Here is an 18,098-nt window from a genome sequence, read left to right as displayed (position 1 = left end):
GAAACCGATGACGCTCACTATTTTCCTCGGCGCCCTTCTCGGCCCCATGGCACTCGGCGTGCCGATCGCCTTTGCGCTCATCCTCAGCGGCGTGGCGCTGATGATGTACATGGACATCTTCGACGCCCAGATCGTCGCACAGAACGTGCTGAACGGCGCCGACAGCTTTCCGCTGATGGCGGTTCCCTTCTTCCTGCTGGCCGGCGAGGTGATGAATACCGGCGGCCTGTCGAAGCGCATCGTCAATCTCGCCATGGCCCTGGTCGGCCACGTACGCGGCGGTCTCGGTTTCGTGGCGATCTTCGCCGCCTGCGTGCTGTCGAGCCTCTCGGGTTCGGCGGTGGCGGATGCCGCCGCGCTCGGCGCGCTTCTTTATCCGATGATGATCAAATCGGGCCATGATCCGGCGCGGACCGGCGGACTGCTGGCATCGGCTTCGGTCATCGGGCCGATCATCCCGCCTTCGATCGGCTTCATCCTCTATGGCGTCATCGGCGGCGTCTCGATCACCAAGCTCTTCCTCGCCGGCATCGTTCCCGGCCTGCTGATCGCGCTGGCGCTCTGCATCACCTGGCTGATCGTCGCCCGCAAGGAGCAGTTCGAACTGCCTCCGAGACAGAGCCGCGAAGTGCGCATCAAGGCGCTCGTCGACAGTATCTGGGCGCTGATGCTGCCTGTCATCATCATCTTCGGACTGAAGTTCGGCGTGTTCACGCCGACCGAAGCCGGCGTCGTCGCAGCCGTCTATTCGCTGTTCGTCTCGATGGTCGTTTATCGCGAGCTTGCGCCGTCCGAACTCTTCAACGTCTTCGTGGCAGCAGCAAAGATCACCGCGGTCGTGATGTTCCTGGTCGCCTGTGCTGCGGTTTCCGCCTGGCTGATCACGGTTGCCGACGTACCCGGCGATCTCGTCGCGCTGCTGGAGCCGCTGATGGACAACCAGACGCTGCTGCTGCTCGCGATCATGGTGCTGATCGTCCTGGTCGGTACCGCGATGGACATGACGCCGACCATTCTGGTGATGACGCCGGTGCTGATGCCGATCATCAAGCAGGCGGGCATCGATCCGGTCTATTTCGGGGTGCTCTTTATCATCAACAACTCGATCGGCCTGATCACGCCGCCGGTGGGCACGGTACTCAACGTCATCTGCGGCGTCTCCAAGCTGTCGATGGAAGACCTGATGAAGGGCGTGATGCCCTTCCTGATCGCCGAACTGATCGTTCTCTTCCTTCTCGTTCTCTTCCCGCAACTGGTGACCGTGCCGGTCGCCTGGTTCGGGCGTTGAGGCCGGGAAGCTTCTGCAAACCTAGTGCATATCAACCGGCCGTGGGGGACCCCGGCCACCAGTGGGAGGAAAGCATGTTCAACAAGATGATGAAACTGGCGCTCGGGATCGCCTTGCCGGTGATGCTGTTTGCCGGCACGGCGTCCGCCGAAGTTCGCGCGCATACGCTGAAGTTCGCCGCCGCCAACAACAAGGGCCATCCGCAGGTCACGGGCATGGAAAAATTCGCCGAAATCGTCAAGGCGAAGAGCGGCGGCAAGATCGACGTCAAGCTGTTTCCGGGCGGCGTGCTCGGCGGCGACGTGCAGACCGTCTCCGCGCTGCAGGGCGGCGTGGTCGAGATGCTGGTGCTGAATGCCGGCATCCTGTCGAGCAACGTCAAGGCGTTCGGCGCCGTCGACCTGCCGTTCCTGTTCAACAGCGGGGAAGAAGCCGACAAGGTCATGGACGGCGCCTTCGGCAAGAGCCTTTCCGAAAAGCTGCCGGCGACCGGGCTCGTCGGTCTCGCCTATTGGGAACTCGGCTTCCGCAACCTCACCAACAATCGCCGCGCGGTCACCAAGCTCGAAGATATCAAGGGCCTGAAGATCCGCACGCTGCAGTCGCCGATCCCGATCGAGCTGTTCAACAGCCTCGGCGCCAATGCCGTGCCGCTCCCTTATACGGAACTCTACACCGCGCTTGAAACCGGAACGGTCGACGGCCAGGAAAATCCGTTCGCGAACATCATCAATGCCAAGTTCTACGAGGTGCAGAAGTACCTGACGGTCACCCGTCACCAGTACAATCCGCAGATCGTGCTGGTCAGCAAGAAGTTCTGGGACGGCCTCAACGAAGAGGAGAAGGGCATTCTCCAGTCGGCTGCGACCGAGGCCCGCGACTTCCAGCGCAAGGTTTCCCGCGAAGCGGACGCCAAGGCGCTCGACGAGATCAAGAAGACCGGCATGCAGGTCACCGAACTCAACGCCGCCGAAACCCAGAAGATCCGCGATGCCGTGAAGCCGCTGATCGACAAGTTCAGCGCCGATGTGGGTGCCGACACCGTTTCACTGCTCTTCAAGGAACTGGACGCCGTCCGCAAGAAGTAACATCCGCGTCGGCCCGTCTTTACGGCGGGCCGGCTCTTCCACCGAAACGAGGCGCGATACCCATGGCCGAGACATTGCTGAAACCCTTGAAGGCCGGGCTGATCGGCGCCGGCATCCAGGCGTCGCTGACGCCGGCCATGCATATGAAGGAAGGCGCGGCCCAAGGTTTTCGCTACGAATATGAGCTGATCGATCTCAGTCTGCTCGGCCTGACGCCCAGCAGCCTGCCTGATCTCCTGGACGACGCGGAAGCACGCGGGCTGATTGGCCTCAACATCACGCACCCCTGCAAGCAGCTGGTCATTCCCTATCTCGACGACCTCTCCGACGAGGCGAGGGCGCTCGGCGCCGTCAACACGGTGGTGCTGAGGGACGGCAAGCGTTTTGGCCACAATACCGACTGGTGGGGTTTCGCCGAGAGTTTCCGGCGCGGTCTGCCGGGGGCCGATCTGAGCGCGGCGGTTCAGATCGGCGCCGGTGGCGCAGGCGTTGCGACGGCCTACGCGATCCTGTCCCTCGGTCTGAAGGCACTCACGGTGTTCGATCGCGAGCCTGATCGGGCCGAGCAGCTTGCCCAAACGATGTCGGCACTCTTTCCGGACGCCTCGATACAGGCGTCATCCGATATCGTTTCGGCGATGCAAGACGTCTCGGGCATCATCCATGCAACGCCGACCGGCATGGCAAAATATCCGGGCCTGCCGCTGCCGCCGGAACTTCTCCGGCCGCATCACTGGGTGGCGGAGATCGTCTATTTCCCGCTCGAGACCGAGCTGCTGAGCGTTGCCAGGGAACGCGGCTGCCAGGTGCTGAACGGCGGCGGCATGGCCGTCTTCCAGGCAGTCGGCGCCTTTCAGCTGTTCACCGGCCGGGAGCCGGATGCCGCCCGCATGCTCCAGCATTTCGAGGCACTGACAGTCTGACGGAAATCTTCCGCCCCTGCTCGTAACATAGTGCCCATCTGGGTTGCCTGGGATTTTTGCCGGTCATCTCGGCAGTGGGTCTGGCGATCCTGGCTTGGCCGACTATAGTGGCCGGGCCGCACCTTCTGCGGCATCATCCCCGCCGAAGAACGCCCAGGGTTATTGCCATGACGCTTGCCATTTCCGCCAAAGATATCGACGACAAGGCTCTCATCGACGAGTTGAAGCAGTGGGTCGAGATCGAGACGCCGACGCCGAACGCCGCGGCTGTCAATGTATTGGCGGATCGCGTTGAGGCGATTGGCAAGGCGGCCGGTCTGGAGACGGAGCGGGTGCCCGGCACGCTCGGTTTCGGTGATATCCTGGCGATCCGCTCGCCGCGCCCGGCCGGCAGCAACGAAAAGACCGTTTTGATACTGGCGCATCTCGACACCGTGCATGCGGTGGGCGTGATCGGCAATCAGCTGCCGCTGCGTCAGGAAGGGGACAAACTTTATGGCCCCGGTATCTACGACATGAAGTCCGGCGCGCTGATGGCGCTCGAGGCGATGAAGCTCGCAGTCAGGCACGGCAGCAGGATGCCGATCGACCTGATTTTCGTGCCCGACGAGGAGATGGGAAGCCTGTCGTCGCGCGCCTTCATGGAAGAAGCGGCGAAGAATGCAGGTTATGCGCTGGTGGTGGAGCCCGCCCGCGACGGCGGCAAGATCGTCGTCGCCCGCAAAGGGGTCGCCATGTACGATGTCACCGTGCGGGGGCATGCCGCTCACGCCGGTACGAGGCCGCAGGATGGCCGGAGTGCCATTCGCGCCGCCGCCCGGCTGGTTCTGGAGCTTGAGGCGCTCAACGACACCGAACGCGGCGTTACCGTCACGGTCGGCACGATCCAGGGCGGGACGGGCCGCAACACCGTGCCGGCGGAATGCCGTCTGCAGGTTGACGTTCGTGTTCCCGACGATGTGATCGCCAGGGAGATCACCAGCAAGATCGAGGCGATGAAGCCTGTCGATCCGGACATCACCTTCGAAATCGACGGCCAGATGAACCGTCCGCCGTTCGCGCAGACCGAAGAGGGCAGGCGTCTTTTCGATGTTGCCGCAGAGATCGCCGGCGGTCTTGGCATCGCGCTGGAAGGAATGACGACGGGCGGCGGCTCGGACGGCAATTTCACGGCAGCGCTCGGCGTGCCGACGCTCGACGGGCTCGGTGCAGACGGTGCCGGCGCCCATACGTTCAACGAGCATATCTTCGTCAGCAGCGTTGCGCCGCGCACCGCCCTGCTCGCCAACCTGATGATCTCGCTCGAAGCGAGATAACCTGTCTCAGGCCGGCAGGGTCACTTCGAACGAGTTGGCGATGCGGACCTTGCCGACCTCGATGACGTGCCGCATGGCGGAGATCGCCCTGTCAGGATCACGGGAGGCGACCGCATGGGCGATCCTCAGATGGTTGGTGGCGACCTCGTCGATCTTTTCCGGCGAGGCGGCCGGCGAGGAGAGCTGGAAGGAAATGGCAAGCGCCGCCTCGATCAGCGCGCTCGCCGAGCGCATGAACGGATTGCCCGACATGCGGGCGATGGCGAGGTGGAATTCGAGGTCCACCTTGGCGATGGTTTCCGGGGTATGGGAGAGATCGTCGAATTTCGCGGCGATCGCGTAGAGCGCAACGATGTCGTCGCTGGAGGCGCGCAGCGCTGCTGCTGCTGCCGCTGCCGGTTCCAGCGCCATGCGCATTTCGGCGAGGTGCTCGATGAATTCGAAATCCAGCCCGGATTCAAAGCGCCAGCCGAGCACGTCCGAATCGAAGAAGTTCCAGCTGGCCTTGTCGAGCACGCGCGTGCCGACCTTGGCCTTCGCTTCGACCAGCCTTTTTGCGGCGAGCGTCTTCATGGATTCGCGCAACACCGTGCGGGACACGCCGAAACGGGCCGAAAGCTCGGTGTCGCCGGGCAGCAGGGAGCCTTCCGGGATCTTGCCGGAAACGATCCCCCGGCCGAGCTCCGCCACCACATGTGCGTGGTTGCTGCGGCGCTTTCGCCCACTGATCGTCGTTTCCAGAAGTCCCACTCAGATCTCCTTCAGCCGGCTCTCGGCCAGTCGCCGGTTTGAATACCAGATGATTCCGCGCTGCAATACAATGAAGACGAAGAGCAGGATGCCAATGACGATTTTCGTCCACCACGACGACAGCGTGCCGTCGAAGACGATGTAGGTCTGGATCAAGCCCTGGATCAGAATACCGATGAACGTTCCCGCGACCAGGCCGACGCCGCCGGTCAGCAACGTGCCGCCGATGACGACGGCCGCGATCGCATCGAGTTCGACGCCGACCGTCGCCAGCGAATAACCGGACGAGGTATAGAGCGTATAGGCAATGCCGGCGAGGCCCGAGAGGAAGCCGGACAGCGCATAGATGCCGACCGTCGTGGAGCCGACGGGGACACCCATCAGCTCGGCCGACTGCTCGCTGCCGCCGATCGCATAGACATTGGCGCCAAAGCGGGTGCGAGCCGCGACGAAGGCGCCGACGACGAACACCAGCAGCATCAGCATGGCAAGCATGGTCAGACGGCCGCCGCCCGGGAAGCGGAAGTAGAAGCCTTGGATCGTGTCGATCATCTCGTGGCTGATCGGCACGGATTCCGTCGAGATCAGGTAGGCAGCACCGCGGGCCAAAAACATGCCGGCGAGCGTCACCACGAAGGGCGGAATGCCGAGATAACGGATCATCGCTCCCATCAGGCTGCCGAAAAGGGTCGAGATGACCAGGACGGCCGCAAAGGCGATCAGCGGGTGAACGCCGAGAGAGCCGACCAGGACGGCGACGAAAACGCTGGTAAATGCGATCACCGAGCCTATCGACAGATCGATGCCGCCCGACAGGATGACGAAAGTCATGCCGACCGCGGCGATGCCGAGAAAGGCGTTGTCGGTCAGAAGGTTGCCGATGACGCGCATCGACAGCATGTTCGGAAACTGCAGCACGCAGAGGGCATAGGCGATGACGAAGATGCCGAGCGTGGTGACGAAGGGCAGGTTGCGGGTATGGATCATCGAACCGTTCCTTCCGCCTTGTGGGATGTCTCGCGGGATGCGGTCTCGCCCTTGCGCCGCGAGGCCTTGACGAAGCCGAACAGCGCCATGATCGCCGGCGACTGCAGGGTCAGGACGACGATGATGATGCCGGCCTTGATGATCAGGTTGAATTCCGGTGGGAAACCCGAGACCAGAATGCCCGTGTTGATCGACTGGATGATCAGCGCGCCGATCAGCGATGCGGTGATGGAAAACCGTCCGCCGTTCAGCGAGGTGCCGCCGATGACCACGGCGAGGATCGCGTCGAGCTCCAGCCAGAGACCGGCATTGTTTGCATCGGCGCCGCGGATATCGGCGGTGACGATCAGGCCGGCGATGGCAGCGCAGATGCCGGAGATCGCATAGACGAAGAACAGCAGGAAGCGGGCGCGCACGCCGGCAAGGGTCGCGGCGCGGCGGTTGATGCCGGTCGCCTCGATCAGGAAGCCGAGCGCGGAGCGGCGTACCAGCAGGCCGATGATCAGGGCGGCGCAGACCCAGATGAGGATCGGGATCGGGATGCCGCCGAGCGAACCGGAGCCGAGCGCCGCGAAGCTGTCATTGTTGAAGGTGAGGATCACGCCTTCGGTGATCAGCTGGGCGATACCGCGGCCGGCCACCATCAGGATCAGCGTGGCGATGATCGGCTGGATATCGAGGAGGGCGACCAGAACGCCGTTCCACAGGCCGCAGAGGAGGCCGACGCCGAGCGAGATCAGGATCACGACCGGCAGCGGATAGTCGTTTGCGATCAGCGTCGCGGCCACCGCGCCGCAGATGGCGATCACGGCGCCGATCGAGAGATCGATGCCGCGGGTGGCAATGACCAGCGTCATGCCGATCGTCAGCAGCGCGACGGGGGCGGCGCGCACCAGGATGTCGATCAGGCTGCCGTAGAGACGGCCGTTCTGGAAGGAGACGTTGAGGAAGCCCGGCGCAACTGCTGTGATCAGAGCGAGGATGACCGCAAGCGCGATGATCTGAGGTGCTAGCCGTTTCAACCGGCGGGTGAAGCGGTCCATCATGCGGCCTCCGTGTGGCCCGGCGCTGCGATCGCCTGCATGATGTTGTCGGCAGTCACCCGATCGCCCTTGAGCTCGGCGATATGCTTGCGGTCGGAAAGCACGATGACACGGTGGGCGATGGCGGTCAGTTCCTCCAGTTCCGAGGAGATGACCACCAGCGACATGCCATCGGCGCAGAGTTTTTCGATCATTTTCAGGATTTCCGCATGTGCGCCGATATCGATGCCGCGGGTAGGCTCGTCGAGGATCAGCAGACGAGGCCCGGTCGCGAGCCAGCGGGCGAGGATCGCCTTCTGCTGGTTGCCGCCGGAGAGGAACTTCATCTGCCTGTTGGCATCGGCCGGCCGGATATCCAGCGATTTGATGAAGCTTTCGGCAAGGGCTGCCTTCTCCCGCGAGGAGATCGGTTTTGCCCAGCCCTGGCGGGCCTGCACCGCAAGCGCGATATTATCCGCGACGGAAAAATCGCCGATAATTCCGTCCGTCTTGCGCTCTTCGGGACAGAAACCGAAGCCGCTGGCAATCGCCGCTTCCGGAGAGGAGAGGGCGACCTGCTGGTTGTCGACGGTCGCCGTGCCGCTGTCGGCGCGGTCGATGCCGAAAAGCAGGAAGGCGGTCTCGGTGCGGCCGGAACCGAGCAGGCCCGCAACGCCAACCACTTCGCCGGGCCGGATGTCCAGATCGAAAGGCGCGACGCTGCCGCGCTTGCCGTAGCCCGAGAAGCGGATCGGCGCTTCGGCTGTCGAGGCTATGGTTTCTTCCTGCGCCTGATGCTCGCGGGTGATGTGCTGCAGCTCGCGGCCGAGCATCATCGAGATCAGCTCCAGCCGCGGCAGCTCGGCGAGCTTGCGGGTGCCGACGAGCCGGCCGTTGCGCAAGACCGTGACACGGTCGGCGACCGCATAAACCTGGTTGAGGAAATGGGTGATGATGATGATGCCGAGGCCTTCCTCGCGCAGCCGGCGCAGGACGACAAACAACATCTCTACCTCGTGAGCGTCGAGGCTGGCGGTCGGCTCGTCGAGCACCAGGACCTTGCCGGACAGATCGACGGCGCGGGCAATGGCGACAAGCTGGCGGACGGCAACGGAATAGGACGAGAGCAGGGCGTCGACGTCGATATCGAGGCCGTAGCGCTCCAGAAGCGCCTTCGAGCGGCGGCGCATTTCGCGGCGGTCGATCAGGCCGAAACGGCGCGGCTGGCGGCCGAGGAAGAGGTTTTCAGCGACCGTCAGGTTTTCGAGGAGATTGACCTCCTGGTAGACGGTGCCGATGCCGAGGCCTTGCGCCTCCGCGACGCTGGCCGGCGTCACCTCCGCGCCGTCGAGGCGCATGGTGCCGTGATCGCGGCTGTAGACCCCGGTCAGGATCTTGATCAGAGTCGATTTACCGGCGCCGTTTTCGCCGAGCAGCGCATGGATTTCGCCGCGCTCGAGCGTGAAGTCGACGGCGTCGAGCGCTGTGATGCCGAGGAAGGCCTTGCCGATGCCCCGGGCTTCCAAAAGTGAGTTTGTATCCGACATGCCTAAAGTCCCGCGTCTATCGAAGAACCGGAGCGGCGAGGTGCACCGCTCCGGTTGCTGAGTTGCCCGGCTCTAAGGGGTATGAGGTGGAGCCGGGCGGCGGGAGGTCAGTAACCGAGACCCTTCTTGGCTTCGTAGACCTTCATCGGGTCATCCTTGGCGGTGTAGAGCTTCGATTCCGTCTGGATCCACTTCGGCGGAGCCTTCTTGTCCTTGAGATAGGCATTGAGGGCTTCGAAGGCGGGGCCGGCCATGTTCGGCGTCAGCTCGACCGTCGCATTGGCTTCGCCCTTGGCCATCGCCTGGAAGATATCCGGCACGGCGTCGATCGAGACGACCTTGATGTCGGTACCGGGCTTCAAGCCGGCTTCCTTGATCGCCTGGATGGCGCCGACGGCCATGTCGTCGTTATGGGCATAGACCGCGCAGATATCCTTGCCGCCGCCTTCAGCCTTGATGAAGCTTTCCATGACTTCCTTGCCCTTGGTGCGGGTGAAGTCGCCGGTCTGCGAGCGGGCAATCTTGATGTTGGAATGGCCCGCGAGCGCCTGTTCGAAACCCTTCTTGCGGTTGATGGCCGGCGAAGAACCGGTCGTGCCCTGAAGTTCTACGACCTTGCAGGTCTTGGAACCGATTTCCTTGACCAGCCAGTCGCCGGCGACCTTGCCTTCGAACACCTGGTCGGACGTAACGGCCGTCAGGTAGAGGTCCTTCGGTGCGTCGATGTCGCGGTCGAGCAGGATGACCGGGATTTTCTCTTCCTTGGCTTCCTTGAGAACCGCATCCCAGCCGGTGGCGACCACCGGTGCGATGAAGATCGCGTCGACCTTTTGGGCGATGAAGCCACGGATCGCCTTGATCTGGTTTTCCTGCTTCTGCTGCGCATCGGCGAACTTCAGGGTAACGCCGCGTTTTTCGGCTTCCTGCTTGGTGACCGTGGTTTCAGCAGCACGCCAGCCGGATTCGGATCCGATCTGCGAGAAACCGACTGTAAGGGACGCGGCGGAAACGCCGGATGCCAACGATAGGGTAAGAGCGGCTACAGCTGCCGCGAGAGCTCTTTTCATCCTAAATCCTCCCAGAGATGATAAGCGAACTGACGGCCCAAGGATTGGCATATAATATTACTTTTTCAAGCGCTATTTTTGAAAAAATTTCAAGAAAGGCGGCATCCTGCCACTTTCGAGGGCAACAATCGATTGAATCCCTGGGATAAATGGCATTCTTAAAAAGATCTGGATTGCCGGAAGCGGTTTTCCTCCTCCTTGACAAGCCCGATGCCAATCCAATAGTCGTATTAATGACTACATCGGGCCTGATGGTTCTGATGGGAGGAGTGGCATGGCGACAGGAGACGTCATGTTGGTATTGGAAGCATTTGGGTGATTAAATCGATGTTGCGGGTTCTTCAGGTCTTGGATGGCGCTGGTGCGTCTATTGTTGTCGCGTGGGATGGCGAAGGTGCTGCCCGGGCGGTGAACGGCGTTTCGTCCACCTATGATCTTGCCTGCCAAGCGATTGCCGCCGGCCAGACATTGGCTCAGCGGATCGAAGCGGCTGGTCTCGGCGATGTCGTCGATCTCGAAAAGGCCACGGGCGAGGGGCGCCTTGGCCTGCCGATCACCCATCCGGACCCGGCACATTTCATCGTCGCCGGCACCGGTTTGACGCATCTCGGCTCGGCCGATGGTCGCGACAAGATGCACAAGGCGGCACAGGCGGCGGAAAAGCCGACCGATTCGATGCGCATGTTCCTGATGGGCGTCGAGGGCGGCAAGCCGAAACCCGGCGAGGCCGGCGTGCAGCCGGAATGGTTCTACAAGGGCAACGGCTCGCAGCTTCGCGCCACCGGCAGCGATCTGGTGTCGCCGGCCTTCGCGCTCGATGGCGGCGAGGAGCCGGAACTGGCGGGCATCTATCTGATCGGTCCGGACGGCACGCCCTTCCGGCTGGGCTTCTGTCTCGCCAACGAATTTTCCGACCACGTGACCGAGAAGGGCAACTATCTCTGGCTCGCCCATTCCAAGTTGCGCCAGGCGGCGCTCGGCGCGGAACTTCTGGTCGGCGACCTGCCGGACCACGTGGAAGGCACGTCACTCGTGCGGCGCGGCGACGAGGTGATCTTCGAAAAGCCGTTCCTCTCGGGCGAGGCGAACATGTCGCACACGATCGCCAACCTCGAACACCATAATTTCAAATACGATATCTTCCGCCAGCCGGGCGATCTGCATGTCCATTTCTTCGGAACGGCGACTCTGTCGTTCTCCGAGGGTGTCAAGACGGAGCCGGGCGACGTTTTCGAGATTTCCGCGGCTCCCTTCAAGCTGCCGCTCGTCAACCGGCTGACCGTCGCGGCGGACACGCCTGTGACGATCAAGAAGCTCTGAGGCGGCCATGGCTCCCATCCGCGTCGCCATCGTCGGGCTTGGAAAGATCGCAAGGGATCAGCATCTCGGCGCGATCGAGGCAACCGACGGCATCGAACTCGTGGCCGTCGCCAGCCGTCACGCCAAGCTCGACCACATCGCCTGTTTCCATGAGATCGGCGATCTGCTCGCTTCGGACGTCAAGTTCGACGCTGTTTCTCTCTGTACGCCGCCCGTCGGGCGCTTCGAGCAGGCAAAGGCGGCGCTCGATGCCGGCAAGCATGTGATGCTCGAAAAGCCGCCGGGTGCGACGCTTTCGGAAGTCTATGCGCTGGAGAAGCTTGCCAGGGAAAAAGGCGTTTCGCTGTTTTCGACCTGGCATTCGCGCGCCGCCGCAGCTGTCGAGCCGGCGCGGGCGCTGCTTGCCAAACGCAGGATTCGCAGCGTTGCGGTGGAGTGGAAGGAAGACGTCCGCCACTGGCATCCCGGTCAGGCCTGGATTTGGGAGCCGGGTGGCCTCGGCGTCTTCGATCCCGGCATCAACGCGCTGTCGATCGTCACGCGCATCCTGCCGGAAAGTTTTCACCTCACCCGATCCGAATTGACCTTCCCGGCAAACCGGGCGGCGCCGATCGCGGCAAGCCTCTCTTTCGAGACCGATGGCGGCGTTCCGGTCTCGGCCGAGTTCGACTGGCGCCAGACCGGGCCGCAGACCTGGGATATCCGCGTCGAGACCGACGAGGGGCCGATCGTTCTGACCCATGGCGGCAGCCGCCTTTTCGTCGATGGCAAAAGCGCGATCGTCGAGGAAGACAAGGAATACCGCAATCTCTATCGTGATTTCGTGACGCTGGTGGCAGAAAGCTGCAGCGATACCGATTTCTCGCCGCTGGTGCATGTCGCCGATGCCTTTATGCTGGGCCGGCGCATTCAAACAGACGTATTTGAGGACTGATGATGACCAATTCGGAAAACGTAACTTCGAACGAGATCGCTGAAACCGACAAGGGGCGCCAGGCGGCCAGAAAGCTCCGCTCGCGCGCGTGGTTCGACAACCCGTCGAATGTGGACATGACGGCGCTCTATCTCGAGCGCTACATGAATTTCGGTCTCAGCCAGGCTGAACTGCAGTCCGACCGGCCGATCATCGGCATCGCCCAGACGGGTTCCGATCTTTCGCCGTGCAATCGGCATCATCTGGAACTGGCGCATCGTCTGCGCGAGGGTATCCGCGAGGCAGGCGGCATCGCCATCGAGTTCCCGGTCCACCCCATCCAGGAAACGGGCAAGCGCCCGACCGCCGGCCTTGACCGCAACCTTGCCTATCTCGGCCTTGTGGAAGTGCTTTACGGCTATCCGCTCGATGGCGTCGTTTTGACGATCGGCTGCGACAAGACCACGCCGGCCTGTCTGATGGCGGCGGCCACCGTCAACATTCCGGCGATCGCGCTGTCGGTCGGTCCGATGCTGAACGGCTGGTTCCGTGGCGAGCGCACCGGCTCCGGCACCATCGTCTGGAAGGCTCGCGAGTTGCTGGCCAAGGGCGAGATCGACTATGCGGGCTTCGTGAAGCTCGTCGCCTCCTCGGCGCCGTCCACCGGTTATTGCAACACGATGGGCACGGCGACGACGATGAACTCGCTCGCGGAAGCGCTCGGCATGCAGCTTCCCGGCTCGGCGGCGATCCCGGCGCCCTATCGCGACCGGCAGGAAGTCTCCTATCTGACCGGGCTCCGCATCGTCGAGATGGTCAAGGAAGACCTGAAGCCTTCCGAGATCCTGACCAAGGAAGCCTTCATCAACGCCATCCGCGTCAATTCGGCGATCGGCGGTTCGACCAACGCGCCGATCCATCTTAACGCGCTTGCCCGTCATATCGGCGTGGAACTCACCGTCGACGACTGGCAGACCTACGGCGAGGAAGTGCCGCTGCTCGTCAACCTGCAGCCGGCCGGCGAATATCTCGGCGAGGACTATTATCATGCAGGCGGCGTGCCTGCAGTCGTCAACCAGTTGATGACCCAGGGCCTCATCCATGAGGACGCCATGACGGTCAACGGCAAGACGATCGGCGAGAACTGCCGTGGCGCCATCATCGAAGACGAGAAGGTCATCCGCCGCTACGACGAGCCTTTGAAGGCCCATGCGGGCTTCCGGGTGCTGCGCGGCAACCTGTTCTCCTCGGCGATCATGAAGACCAGCGTCATCTCGCCGGAATTCCGTCAGCGTTATCTCTCCAACCCGAACGATCCGGAGGCCTTCGAAGGCAGGGCGGTCGTGTTCGACGGGCCGGAAGATTATCATCACCGGATCGATGATCCGTCGCTCGAAATCGATGCGCATACGGTCCTGTTCATGCGCGGCGCCGGCCCGATCGGGTATCCGGGCGCTGCCGAAGTCGTCAACATGCGTGCGCCGGACTATCTCCTGAAGCAGGGTATTTCGTCGCTCGCCTGCATCGGCGACGGCCGCCAGTCGGGAACGTCGGGCAGCCCGTCGATCCTCAATGCCTCGCCGGAAGCAGCAGCCGGTGGCGGTCTCGCCATCCTGCGGACCGGCGATCGCGTGCGTATCGATGTCGGTCGCGGCACCGCGGACATCCTGATCTCCGACGAGGAGATGGCGGAGCGCCGCAAGGCACTCGAAGCGGCGGGGGGTTACCAGTACCCGAAGCATCAGACGCCCTGGCAGGAAATCCAGCGCAACTATGTTGGACAGCTTGAAACCGGCGCAGTGCTGGAGCCGGCCGTCAAATACCAGCGGATTGCCCAGACCAACGGCATTCCGCGCGATAATCACTGACCGTTTCGGTCCCAGGGCGGCGGAGGCCGCCCTTAGATAAATTGGCGGCTCGAAGGGAGCCGCTCCAAAGGAGGAGTAATCCATGCGAATGTTCAAATATCTCGCGACCGCGGCCATGTTGGCCGGTCTGGTCGTTGCGGCTCCGGCCAGCGCACAGGAAAAGGGTCTCGTCGGCGTCGCCATGCCGACCAAGTCTTCCGCCCGCTGGATCGCGGACGGCGACAACATGGTCAAGGTCCTGAAAGAGCGCGGTTACAAGACCGACCTTCAGTACGCTGAAGACGATATCCCGAACCAGCTCGCGCAGATCGAAAACATGATCACCAAGGGCGCCAAGGTTCTCGTCATCGCCTCGATCGACGGCACGACGCTTTCCGACGTGCTGCAGCAGGCCGCCGACCAGAAGATCAAGGTCATCGCCTATGACCGCCTGATCCGCGATACGCCGAACGTCAGCTACTACGCCACCTTCGACAATTTCCAGGTCGGCGTTCAGCAGGCTACTTCGCTGGTGAAGGGCCTCAAGGCCGACACCGAAAAGGGCCCGTTCAACATCGAACTCTTCGGCGGTTCGCCGGACGACAACAACGCCTTCTTCTTCTACAACGGCGCGATGAGCGTGCTTCAGCCGCTGATCGACAAGGGTGTGCTGAAGGTCGGCAGCGGCCAGGTCGGCATGGACAAGGTCGCGACGCTGCGCTGGGATCCGGCAACCGCCCAGTCCCGCATGGACGCAATCCTCTCGTCGACCTATTCCGGCAAGAAGCTGGACGGCGTTCTGTCTCCCTATGACGGCATCTCGATCGGTATCCTGTCGTCGCTGAAGGGCGTCGGTTACGGTTCCGGCGGTCAGGCGATGCCGATCGTTACCGGCCAGGACGCAGAAGTCCCGTCCGTCAAGTCGATCATTGCCGGCGAGCAGTCTTCGACGATCTTCAAGGACACGCGCGATCTTGCCAAGGTCACCGTCGACATGGTCGATGCTGCGATGAGCGGCAAGGAGCCTGTTGTCAACGACACCAAGACCTATGACAACGGCAAGAAGGTCGTTCCGTCATACCTCCTGAAGCCGGTCGTGGTTGACAAGACCAACTGGAAGCAGGTTCTGGTGGACGGCGGTTACTACAAAGAATCGCAGCTTAAGTAAGCCTTTTAATCCGCGCGGTGGTATTCTGCCGCGCGGACCTTTTTTTCGGAGTGATCATGCTCGATCCCGTTCAGCTTGCCGAAAAGCCACCCATCCTCGAGATGCGGGCGATTTCGAAGAGCTTTGGCGCCGTAAAGGCGCTTTCCGATGTCAGCTTCGCCGTTCAGGAGGGTGAGATCCATGCCCTCGTCGGTGAAAACGGCGCTGGCAAATCGACCCTCATGAAAGTGCTTTCCGGCGTTTATCCGCACGGTTCCTACGAGGGCTCCATCTTTTTCGGGGGTGAGGAGCGGCATTTCCGCGACATCAACGATTCCGAAAAGCTCGGCATCATCATCATCCATCAGGAACTGGCACTCATTCCGTTGATGTCGATCGCGGAAAACATCTTCCTGACCAATCCCCCGGCGAGCCGCGGGGTGATCGACCGAAGCGAACGGCACAAGCGCACCCAGGCATTGCTTGCGAAGGTGGGGCTTACAGAACAGCCGGATACGCTGATCACCAATATCGGCGTCGGCAAGCAGCAGCTGGTCGAAATCGCCAAAGCGCTGTCCAAGGACGTGCGGCTGCTGATCCTCGACGAGCCGACCGCGTCGCTCAACGAGACCGACAGTGCCGCGCTTTTGGAACTGCTCAAGGAATTCCGCCGCAACGGCATTACCTCGATCATGATCTCGCACAAGCTCAACGAGATTTCCGAGGTCGCCGATCGCATCACGGTGCTGCGCGACGGCCGCACCGTCGGCACGCTGGACTGCCATGCCGGTCCCGTCGACGAAGACGAGATCGTGCGACGCATGGTCGACCGCGATCTGGAAAGCCGCTATCCGAAGCGTGAACCAAAGATCGGCGACGTCATCTTCGAAGTCGAGAACTGGTCCGCCTATCATCCGATGCACTCGGACCGGCAGGTGGTGAAGAACGTCTCTCTGAAGGTGCGGTCAGGCGAGGTCGTGGGCATTTCCGGCCTGATGGGCGCCGGGCGTACCGAATTCGCCATGAGCCTGTTCGGCCGGTCCTGGGGGCGCCACGTTACCGGCACCGCCAAGCTGCACGGCAAGGAACTCGACCTTTCCGACGTCCACAAGGCGATCAAGGCCGGCCTTGCCTACGTGACCGAGGACCGCAAGCAGCTCGGGCTGGTTCTCTCGGAGGATATCCGCAAGAACGTCTCGCTCGCCCATCTCGGCGGCGTTTCTTCCCGCGGCGTCATCGACGACATCGCAGAGATGAAAGTGGCGCAGGAATTCCGTGGCCGGATGCGCATCCGCAGCCACAACGTTTACCAGGAGACCGGCAAGCTGTCCGGCGGCAACCAGCAGAAAGTGGTATTGTCGAAATGGCTGTTCACCGGTCCCGACGTGCTCATTCTCGATGAGCCGACGCGCGGCATCGATGTCGGCGCGAAATATGAAATCTACACAATCATCAACGAACTCGCCGATGCGGGCAAGGCGGTGATCGTCATCTCGTCGGAAATGCCCGAGCTGATCGGCATCTGCGACCGTATCGTAGTGATGCACGAAGGTGCGTTTGTCGGCGAAGTAGCCGGCGAGGAAGCCACGCAGGAAAATATCATGCGCGCCATCATGCGGCGCAAAGGGAGAGAATAATGAGTACTCCGCAGGAAACGATATCGGCGCCTCAGAGCGTGGGCGGTTTTCTGAAGGACAATCTGCGCGATTTCGGCATGCTGATCTCGCTGGTCGTGATCGTCATCTTCTTCCAGATCGCCACGGACGGCGTGCTCCTGAGGCCGCTCAACGTCACCAACATCGTGTTGCAGAACTCCTATATCGTCATCATGGCACTTGGCATGCTGATGGTGATCGTCACCGGCCATATCGACCTGTCTGTCGGTTCGGTCGCGGGCTTCATCGGCGGTTTTGCCGGGTTGCTAATGGTTCAGTGGGGCCTCAACTTCGCCGTCGTCATCGTCATCAGCCTTGCTGTCGGTGGCTTGATCGGGGCGACCCAGGGTTATTTCGTCGCCTATTTCAAGATACCGTCCTTCATCGTGACACTGGCGGGCATGCTGGTCTTCCGCGGACTGATGATCGCCATCCTCGGGAGCCAGGCAATCGGTCCTTTCCCGCCGATTTTCCAGAAGCTTTCGTCCGGTTACGTCGTCGAGCTGATCTCGTCGACCGGCGGCCTCTACATCACCTCGTTCCTGCTCGGGCTGGTGCTTGCGGTCATCCTCATCGTGCAGAATTTCGCAAGCCGCAAGCGGCGCGTTTCGCATGGCGTCGAGACGGAGCCGTTCGGCTTCTTCGTGGCCAAGAACCTGCTGATCCTGGCGGGCGTCGGTTACATCGCCTTCCTGATCTCGTCGCATCGCGGCATGCCGAACGTGCTGATCATCATGGCGGTGCTGATTGCCGCCTATAGCTTCCTCACCACCCGCACGGTGATCGGCAGGCAGATCTATGCGGTCGGCGGCAACGCCCGCGCAGCCGAGCTTTCCGGCATCAAGACCACGCGGCTGGTGTTCCTCACCTTCGTGAACATGGGCGTGCTTGCGGCTCTCGGCGGGCTCGTCGTCGCCGCACGACTGAACAGCGCTACGCCGAAGGCCGGTACCGGCTTCGAACTGGACGTCATCGCGGCCTGCTTCATTGGTGGCGCATCCGCCTATGGCGGCGTCGGCAAGGTGACGGGTGCGGTCATCGGCGCCTTCCTGATGGGCGTGATGAACAACGGCATGTCGATCCTCGGCATCGGCATCGACTATCAGCAGGTGATCAAGGGCCTGGTTCTGCTCGGCGCCGTCTGCGTCGACGTCTACAACCAGCGCCGCTGAGGCGAGGCCTTCCTTCAAGATTGCCAGATGAAACTCGAAAGCCCGGATGCGTCAGA

15 protein-coding genes are annotated in these 18,098 nt (G+C 62.2%); 10 read left to right on the top strand and 5 right to left on the bottom strand.

What is annotated here, in order from left to right:
- The first annotated feature begins 7 nt into the window (after positions 1–7).
- From C5J22_RS11915 to C5J22_RS11900, 4 genes are all read left to right on the top strand, one after another.
- A complete protein-coding gene (locus tag C5J22_RS11915) occupies positions 8–1,288 on the top strand; it encodes a TRAP transporter large permease (protein ID WP_105438379.1) in 1,281 nt (426 codons plus the stop codon).
- A gap of 74 nt (positions 1,289–1,362) precedes the next feature.
- A complete protein-coding gene (locus C5J22_RS11910; RefSeq protein ID WP_105438378.1) occupies positions 1,363–2,376 on the top strand; it encodes a TRAP transporter substrate-binding protein in 1,014 nt (337 codons plus the stop codon).
- A 62-nt stretch (positions 2,377–2,438) separates the two neighbouring features.
- Entirely contained in the window at positions 2,439–3,299 is an 861-nt protein-coding gene (locus C5J22_RS11905) for a shikimate dehydrogenase (protein WP_105438377.1), read from the top strand.
- Between the two features lie 167 nt (positions 3,300–3,466).
- Positions 3,467–4,615 (top strand): M20 family metallopeptidase, encoded by a 1,149-nt coding sequence (locus tag C5J22_RS11900; protein WP_105438376.1) that lies wholly within the window; start codon positions 3,467–3,469, stop codon positions 4,613–4,615.
- Between the two features lie 6 nt (positions 4,616–4,621).
- On the opposite strand, the gene C5J22_RS11895 is transcribed toward C5J22_RS11900, so the two are convergent.
- From C5J22_RS11895 to ytfQ, 5 genes are all read right to left on the bottom strand, one after another.
- The gene (locus tag C5J22_RS11895; RefSeq protein ID WP_105400685.1) at positions 4,622–5,365 is read right to left on the bottom strand and encodes a FadR/GntR family transcriptional regulator; all 744 of its coding nucleotides are present in this window, start codon (positions 5,363–5,365) and stop codon (positions 4,622–4,624) included.
- On the bottom strand, positions 5,366–6,352 hold the full coding sequence (gene yjfF, locus C5J22_RS11890; protein ID WP_105400686.1) for a galactofuranose ABC transporter, permease protein YjfF: 987 nt from the start codon (positions 6,350–6,352) through the stop codon (positions 5,366–5,368).
- Positions 6,349–7,398, bottom strand: coding sequence for an ABC transporter permease (locus C5J22_RS11885; protein ID WP_105438375.1), 1,050 nt, complete (start codon positions 7,396–7,398; stop codon positions 6,349–6,351). Before C5J22_RS11885 ends, yjfF begins: the two co-directional genes overlap by 4 nt.
- Positions 7,395–8,921 carry a sugar ABC transporter ATP-binding protein gene (locus C5J22_RS11880; RefSeq protein WP_105438374.1) on the bottom strand — a complete coding sequence of 509 codons (1,527 nt, stop codon included), beginning with the start codon at positions 8,919–8,921 and terminating at the stop codon, positions 7,395–7,397. Before C5J22_RS11880 ends, C5J22_RS11885 begins: the two co-directional genes overlap by 4 nt.
- A 107-nt stretch (positions 8,922–9,028) precedes the next feature.
- The gene (gene ytfQ, locus C5J22_RS11875) at positions 9,029–9,988 is read right to left on the bottom strand and encodes a galactofuranose ABC transporter, galactofuranose-binding protein YtfQ (protein WP_046667494.1); all 960 of its coding nucleotides are present in this window, start codon (positions 9,986–9,988) and stop codon (positions 9,029–9,031) included.
- Between the two features lie 327 nt (positions 9,989–10,315).
- Between ytfQ and araD1 the strand changes: the two genes are divergently transcribed.
- The 6 genes from araD1 (at position 10,316) to mmsB (ending at position 18,042) form a co-directional block, all read left to right on the top strand.
- The gene (araD1, locus tag C5J22_RS11870; protein ID WP_105438373.1) at positions 10,316–11,308 is read left to right on the top strand and encodes an AraD1 family protein; all 993 of its coding nucleotides are present in this window, start codon (positions 10,316–10,318) and stop codon (positions 11,306–11,308) included.
- A gap of 7 nt (positions 11,309–11,315) precedes the next feature.
- Positions 11,316–12,242 (top strand): Gfo/Idh/MocA family protein, encoded by a 927-nt coding sequence (locus tag C5J22_RS11865; protein WP_105438372.1) that lies wholly within the window; start codon positions 11,316–11,318, stop codon positions 12,240–12,242.
- A 2-nt stretch (positions 12,243–12,244) separates the two neighbouring features.
- Positions 12,245–14,089 (top strand): IlvD/Edd family dehydratase, encoded by a 1,845-nt coding sequence (locus tag C5J22_RS11860; RefSeq protein ID WP_105438526.1) that lies wholly within the window; start codon positions 12,245–12,247, stop codon positions 14,087–14,089.
- Between the two features lie 115 nt (positions 14,090–14,204).
- Positions 14,205–15,236, top strand: a complete 1,032-nt coding sequence (gene chvE / locus C5J22_RS11855; protein ID WP_245282809.1) for a multiple monosaccharide ABC transporter substrate-binding protein — start codon at positions 14,205–14,207, stop codon at positions 15,234–15,236.
- 56 nt (positions 15,237–15,292) lie between these two features.
- The gene (gene mmsA, locus C5J22_RS11850; protein WP_046667670.1) at positions 15,293–16,852 is read left to right on the top strand and encodes a multiple monosaccharide ABC transporter ATP-binding protein; all 1,560 of its coding nucleotides are present in this window, start codon (positions 15,293–15,295) and stop codon (positions 16,850–16,852) included.
- Positions 16,852–18,042, top strand: coding sequence for a multiple monosaccharide ABC transporter permease (mmsB, locus tag C5J22_RS11845; RefSeq protein ID WP_105400691.1), 1,191 nt, complete (start codon positions 16,852–16,854; stop codon positions 18,040–18,042). The genes mmsA and mmsB overlap by 1 nt, the downstream gene beginning before the upstream one ends.
- The last annotated feature ends 56 nt before the right edge of the window (positions 18,043–18,098 follow it).

The organism is Neorhizobium sp. T25_13, from assembly GCF_002968675.1.
In the GTDB taxonomy this organism is placed as follows: Bacteria; Pseudomonadota; Alphaproteobacteria; order Rhizobiales; family Rhizobiaceae; genus Neorhizobium; species Neorhizobium tomejilense.
Note: the sequence above shows the minus strand (reverse complement) of the source record. Positions and strands in the feature narration are given on the sequence as shown.

Coding starts and splice junctions, on each gene's coding strand:
- yjfF (WP_105400686.1), bottom strand. CDS start 6,352: ATGATCCATACCCGCAACCTGCCCTTCGTCACCACGCTCGGCATCTTC.
- C5J22_RS11880 (WP_105438374.1), bottom strand. CDS start 8,921: ATGTCGGATACAAACTCACTTTTGGAAGCCCGGGGCATCGGCAAGGCC.
- C5J22_RS11915 (WP_105438379.1), top strand. CDS start 8: ATGACGCTCACTATTTTCCTCGGCGCCCTTCTCGGCCCCATGGCACTC.
- C5J22_RS11865 (WP_105438372.1), top strand. CDS start 11,316: ATGGCTCCCATCCGCGTCGCCATCGTCGGGCTTGGAAAGATCGCAAGG.
- C5J22_RS11860 (WP_105438526.1), top strand. CDS start 12,245: ATGACCAATTCGGAAAACGTAACTTCGAACGAGATCGCTGAAACCGAC.
- araD1 (WP_105438373.1), top strand. CDS start 10,316: ATGTTGCGGGTTCTTCAGGTCTTGGATGGCGCTGGTGCGTCTATTGTT.
- C5J22_RS11885 (WP_105438375.1), bottom strand. CDS start 7,398: ATGATGGACCGCTTCACCCGCCGGTTGAAACGGCTAGCACCTCAGATC.
- mmsA (WP_046667670.1), top strand. CDS start 15,293: ATGCTCGATCCCGTTCAGCTTGCCGAAAAGCCACCCATCCTCGAGATG.
- mmsB (WP_105400691.1), top strand. CDS start 16,852: ATGAGTACTCCGCAGGAAACGATATCGGCGCCTCAGAGCGTGGGCGGT.
- C5J22_RS11905 (WP_105438377.1), top strand. CDS start 2,439: ATGGCCGAGACATTGCTGAAACCCTTGAAGGCCGGGCTGATCGGCGCC.
- C5J22_RS11900 (WP_105438376.1), top strand. CDS start 3,467: ATGACGCTTGCCATTTCCGCCAAAGATATCGACGACAAGGCTCTCATC.
- C5J22_RS11910 (WP_105438378.1), top strand. CDS start 1,363: ATGTTCAACAAGATGATGAAACTGGCGCTCGGGATCGCCTTGCCGGTG.
- ytfQ (WP_046667494.1), bottom strand. CDS start 9,988: ATGAAAAGAGCTCTCGCGGCAGCTGTAGCCGCTCTTACCCTATCGTTG.
- chvE (WP_245282809.1), top strand. CDS start 14,205: ATGTTGGCCGGTCTGGTCGTTGCGGCTCCGGCCAGCGCACAGGAAAAG.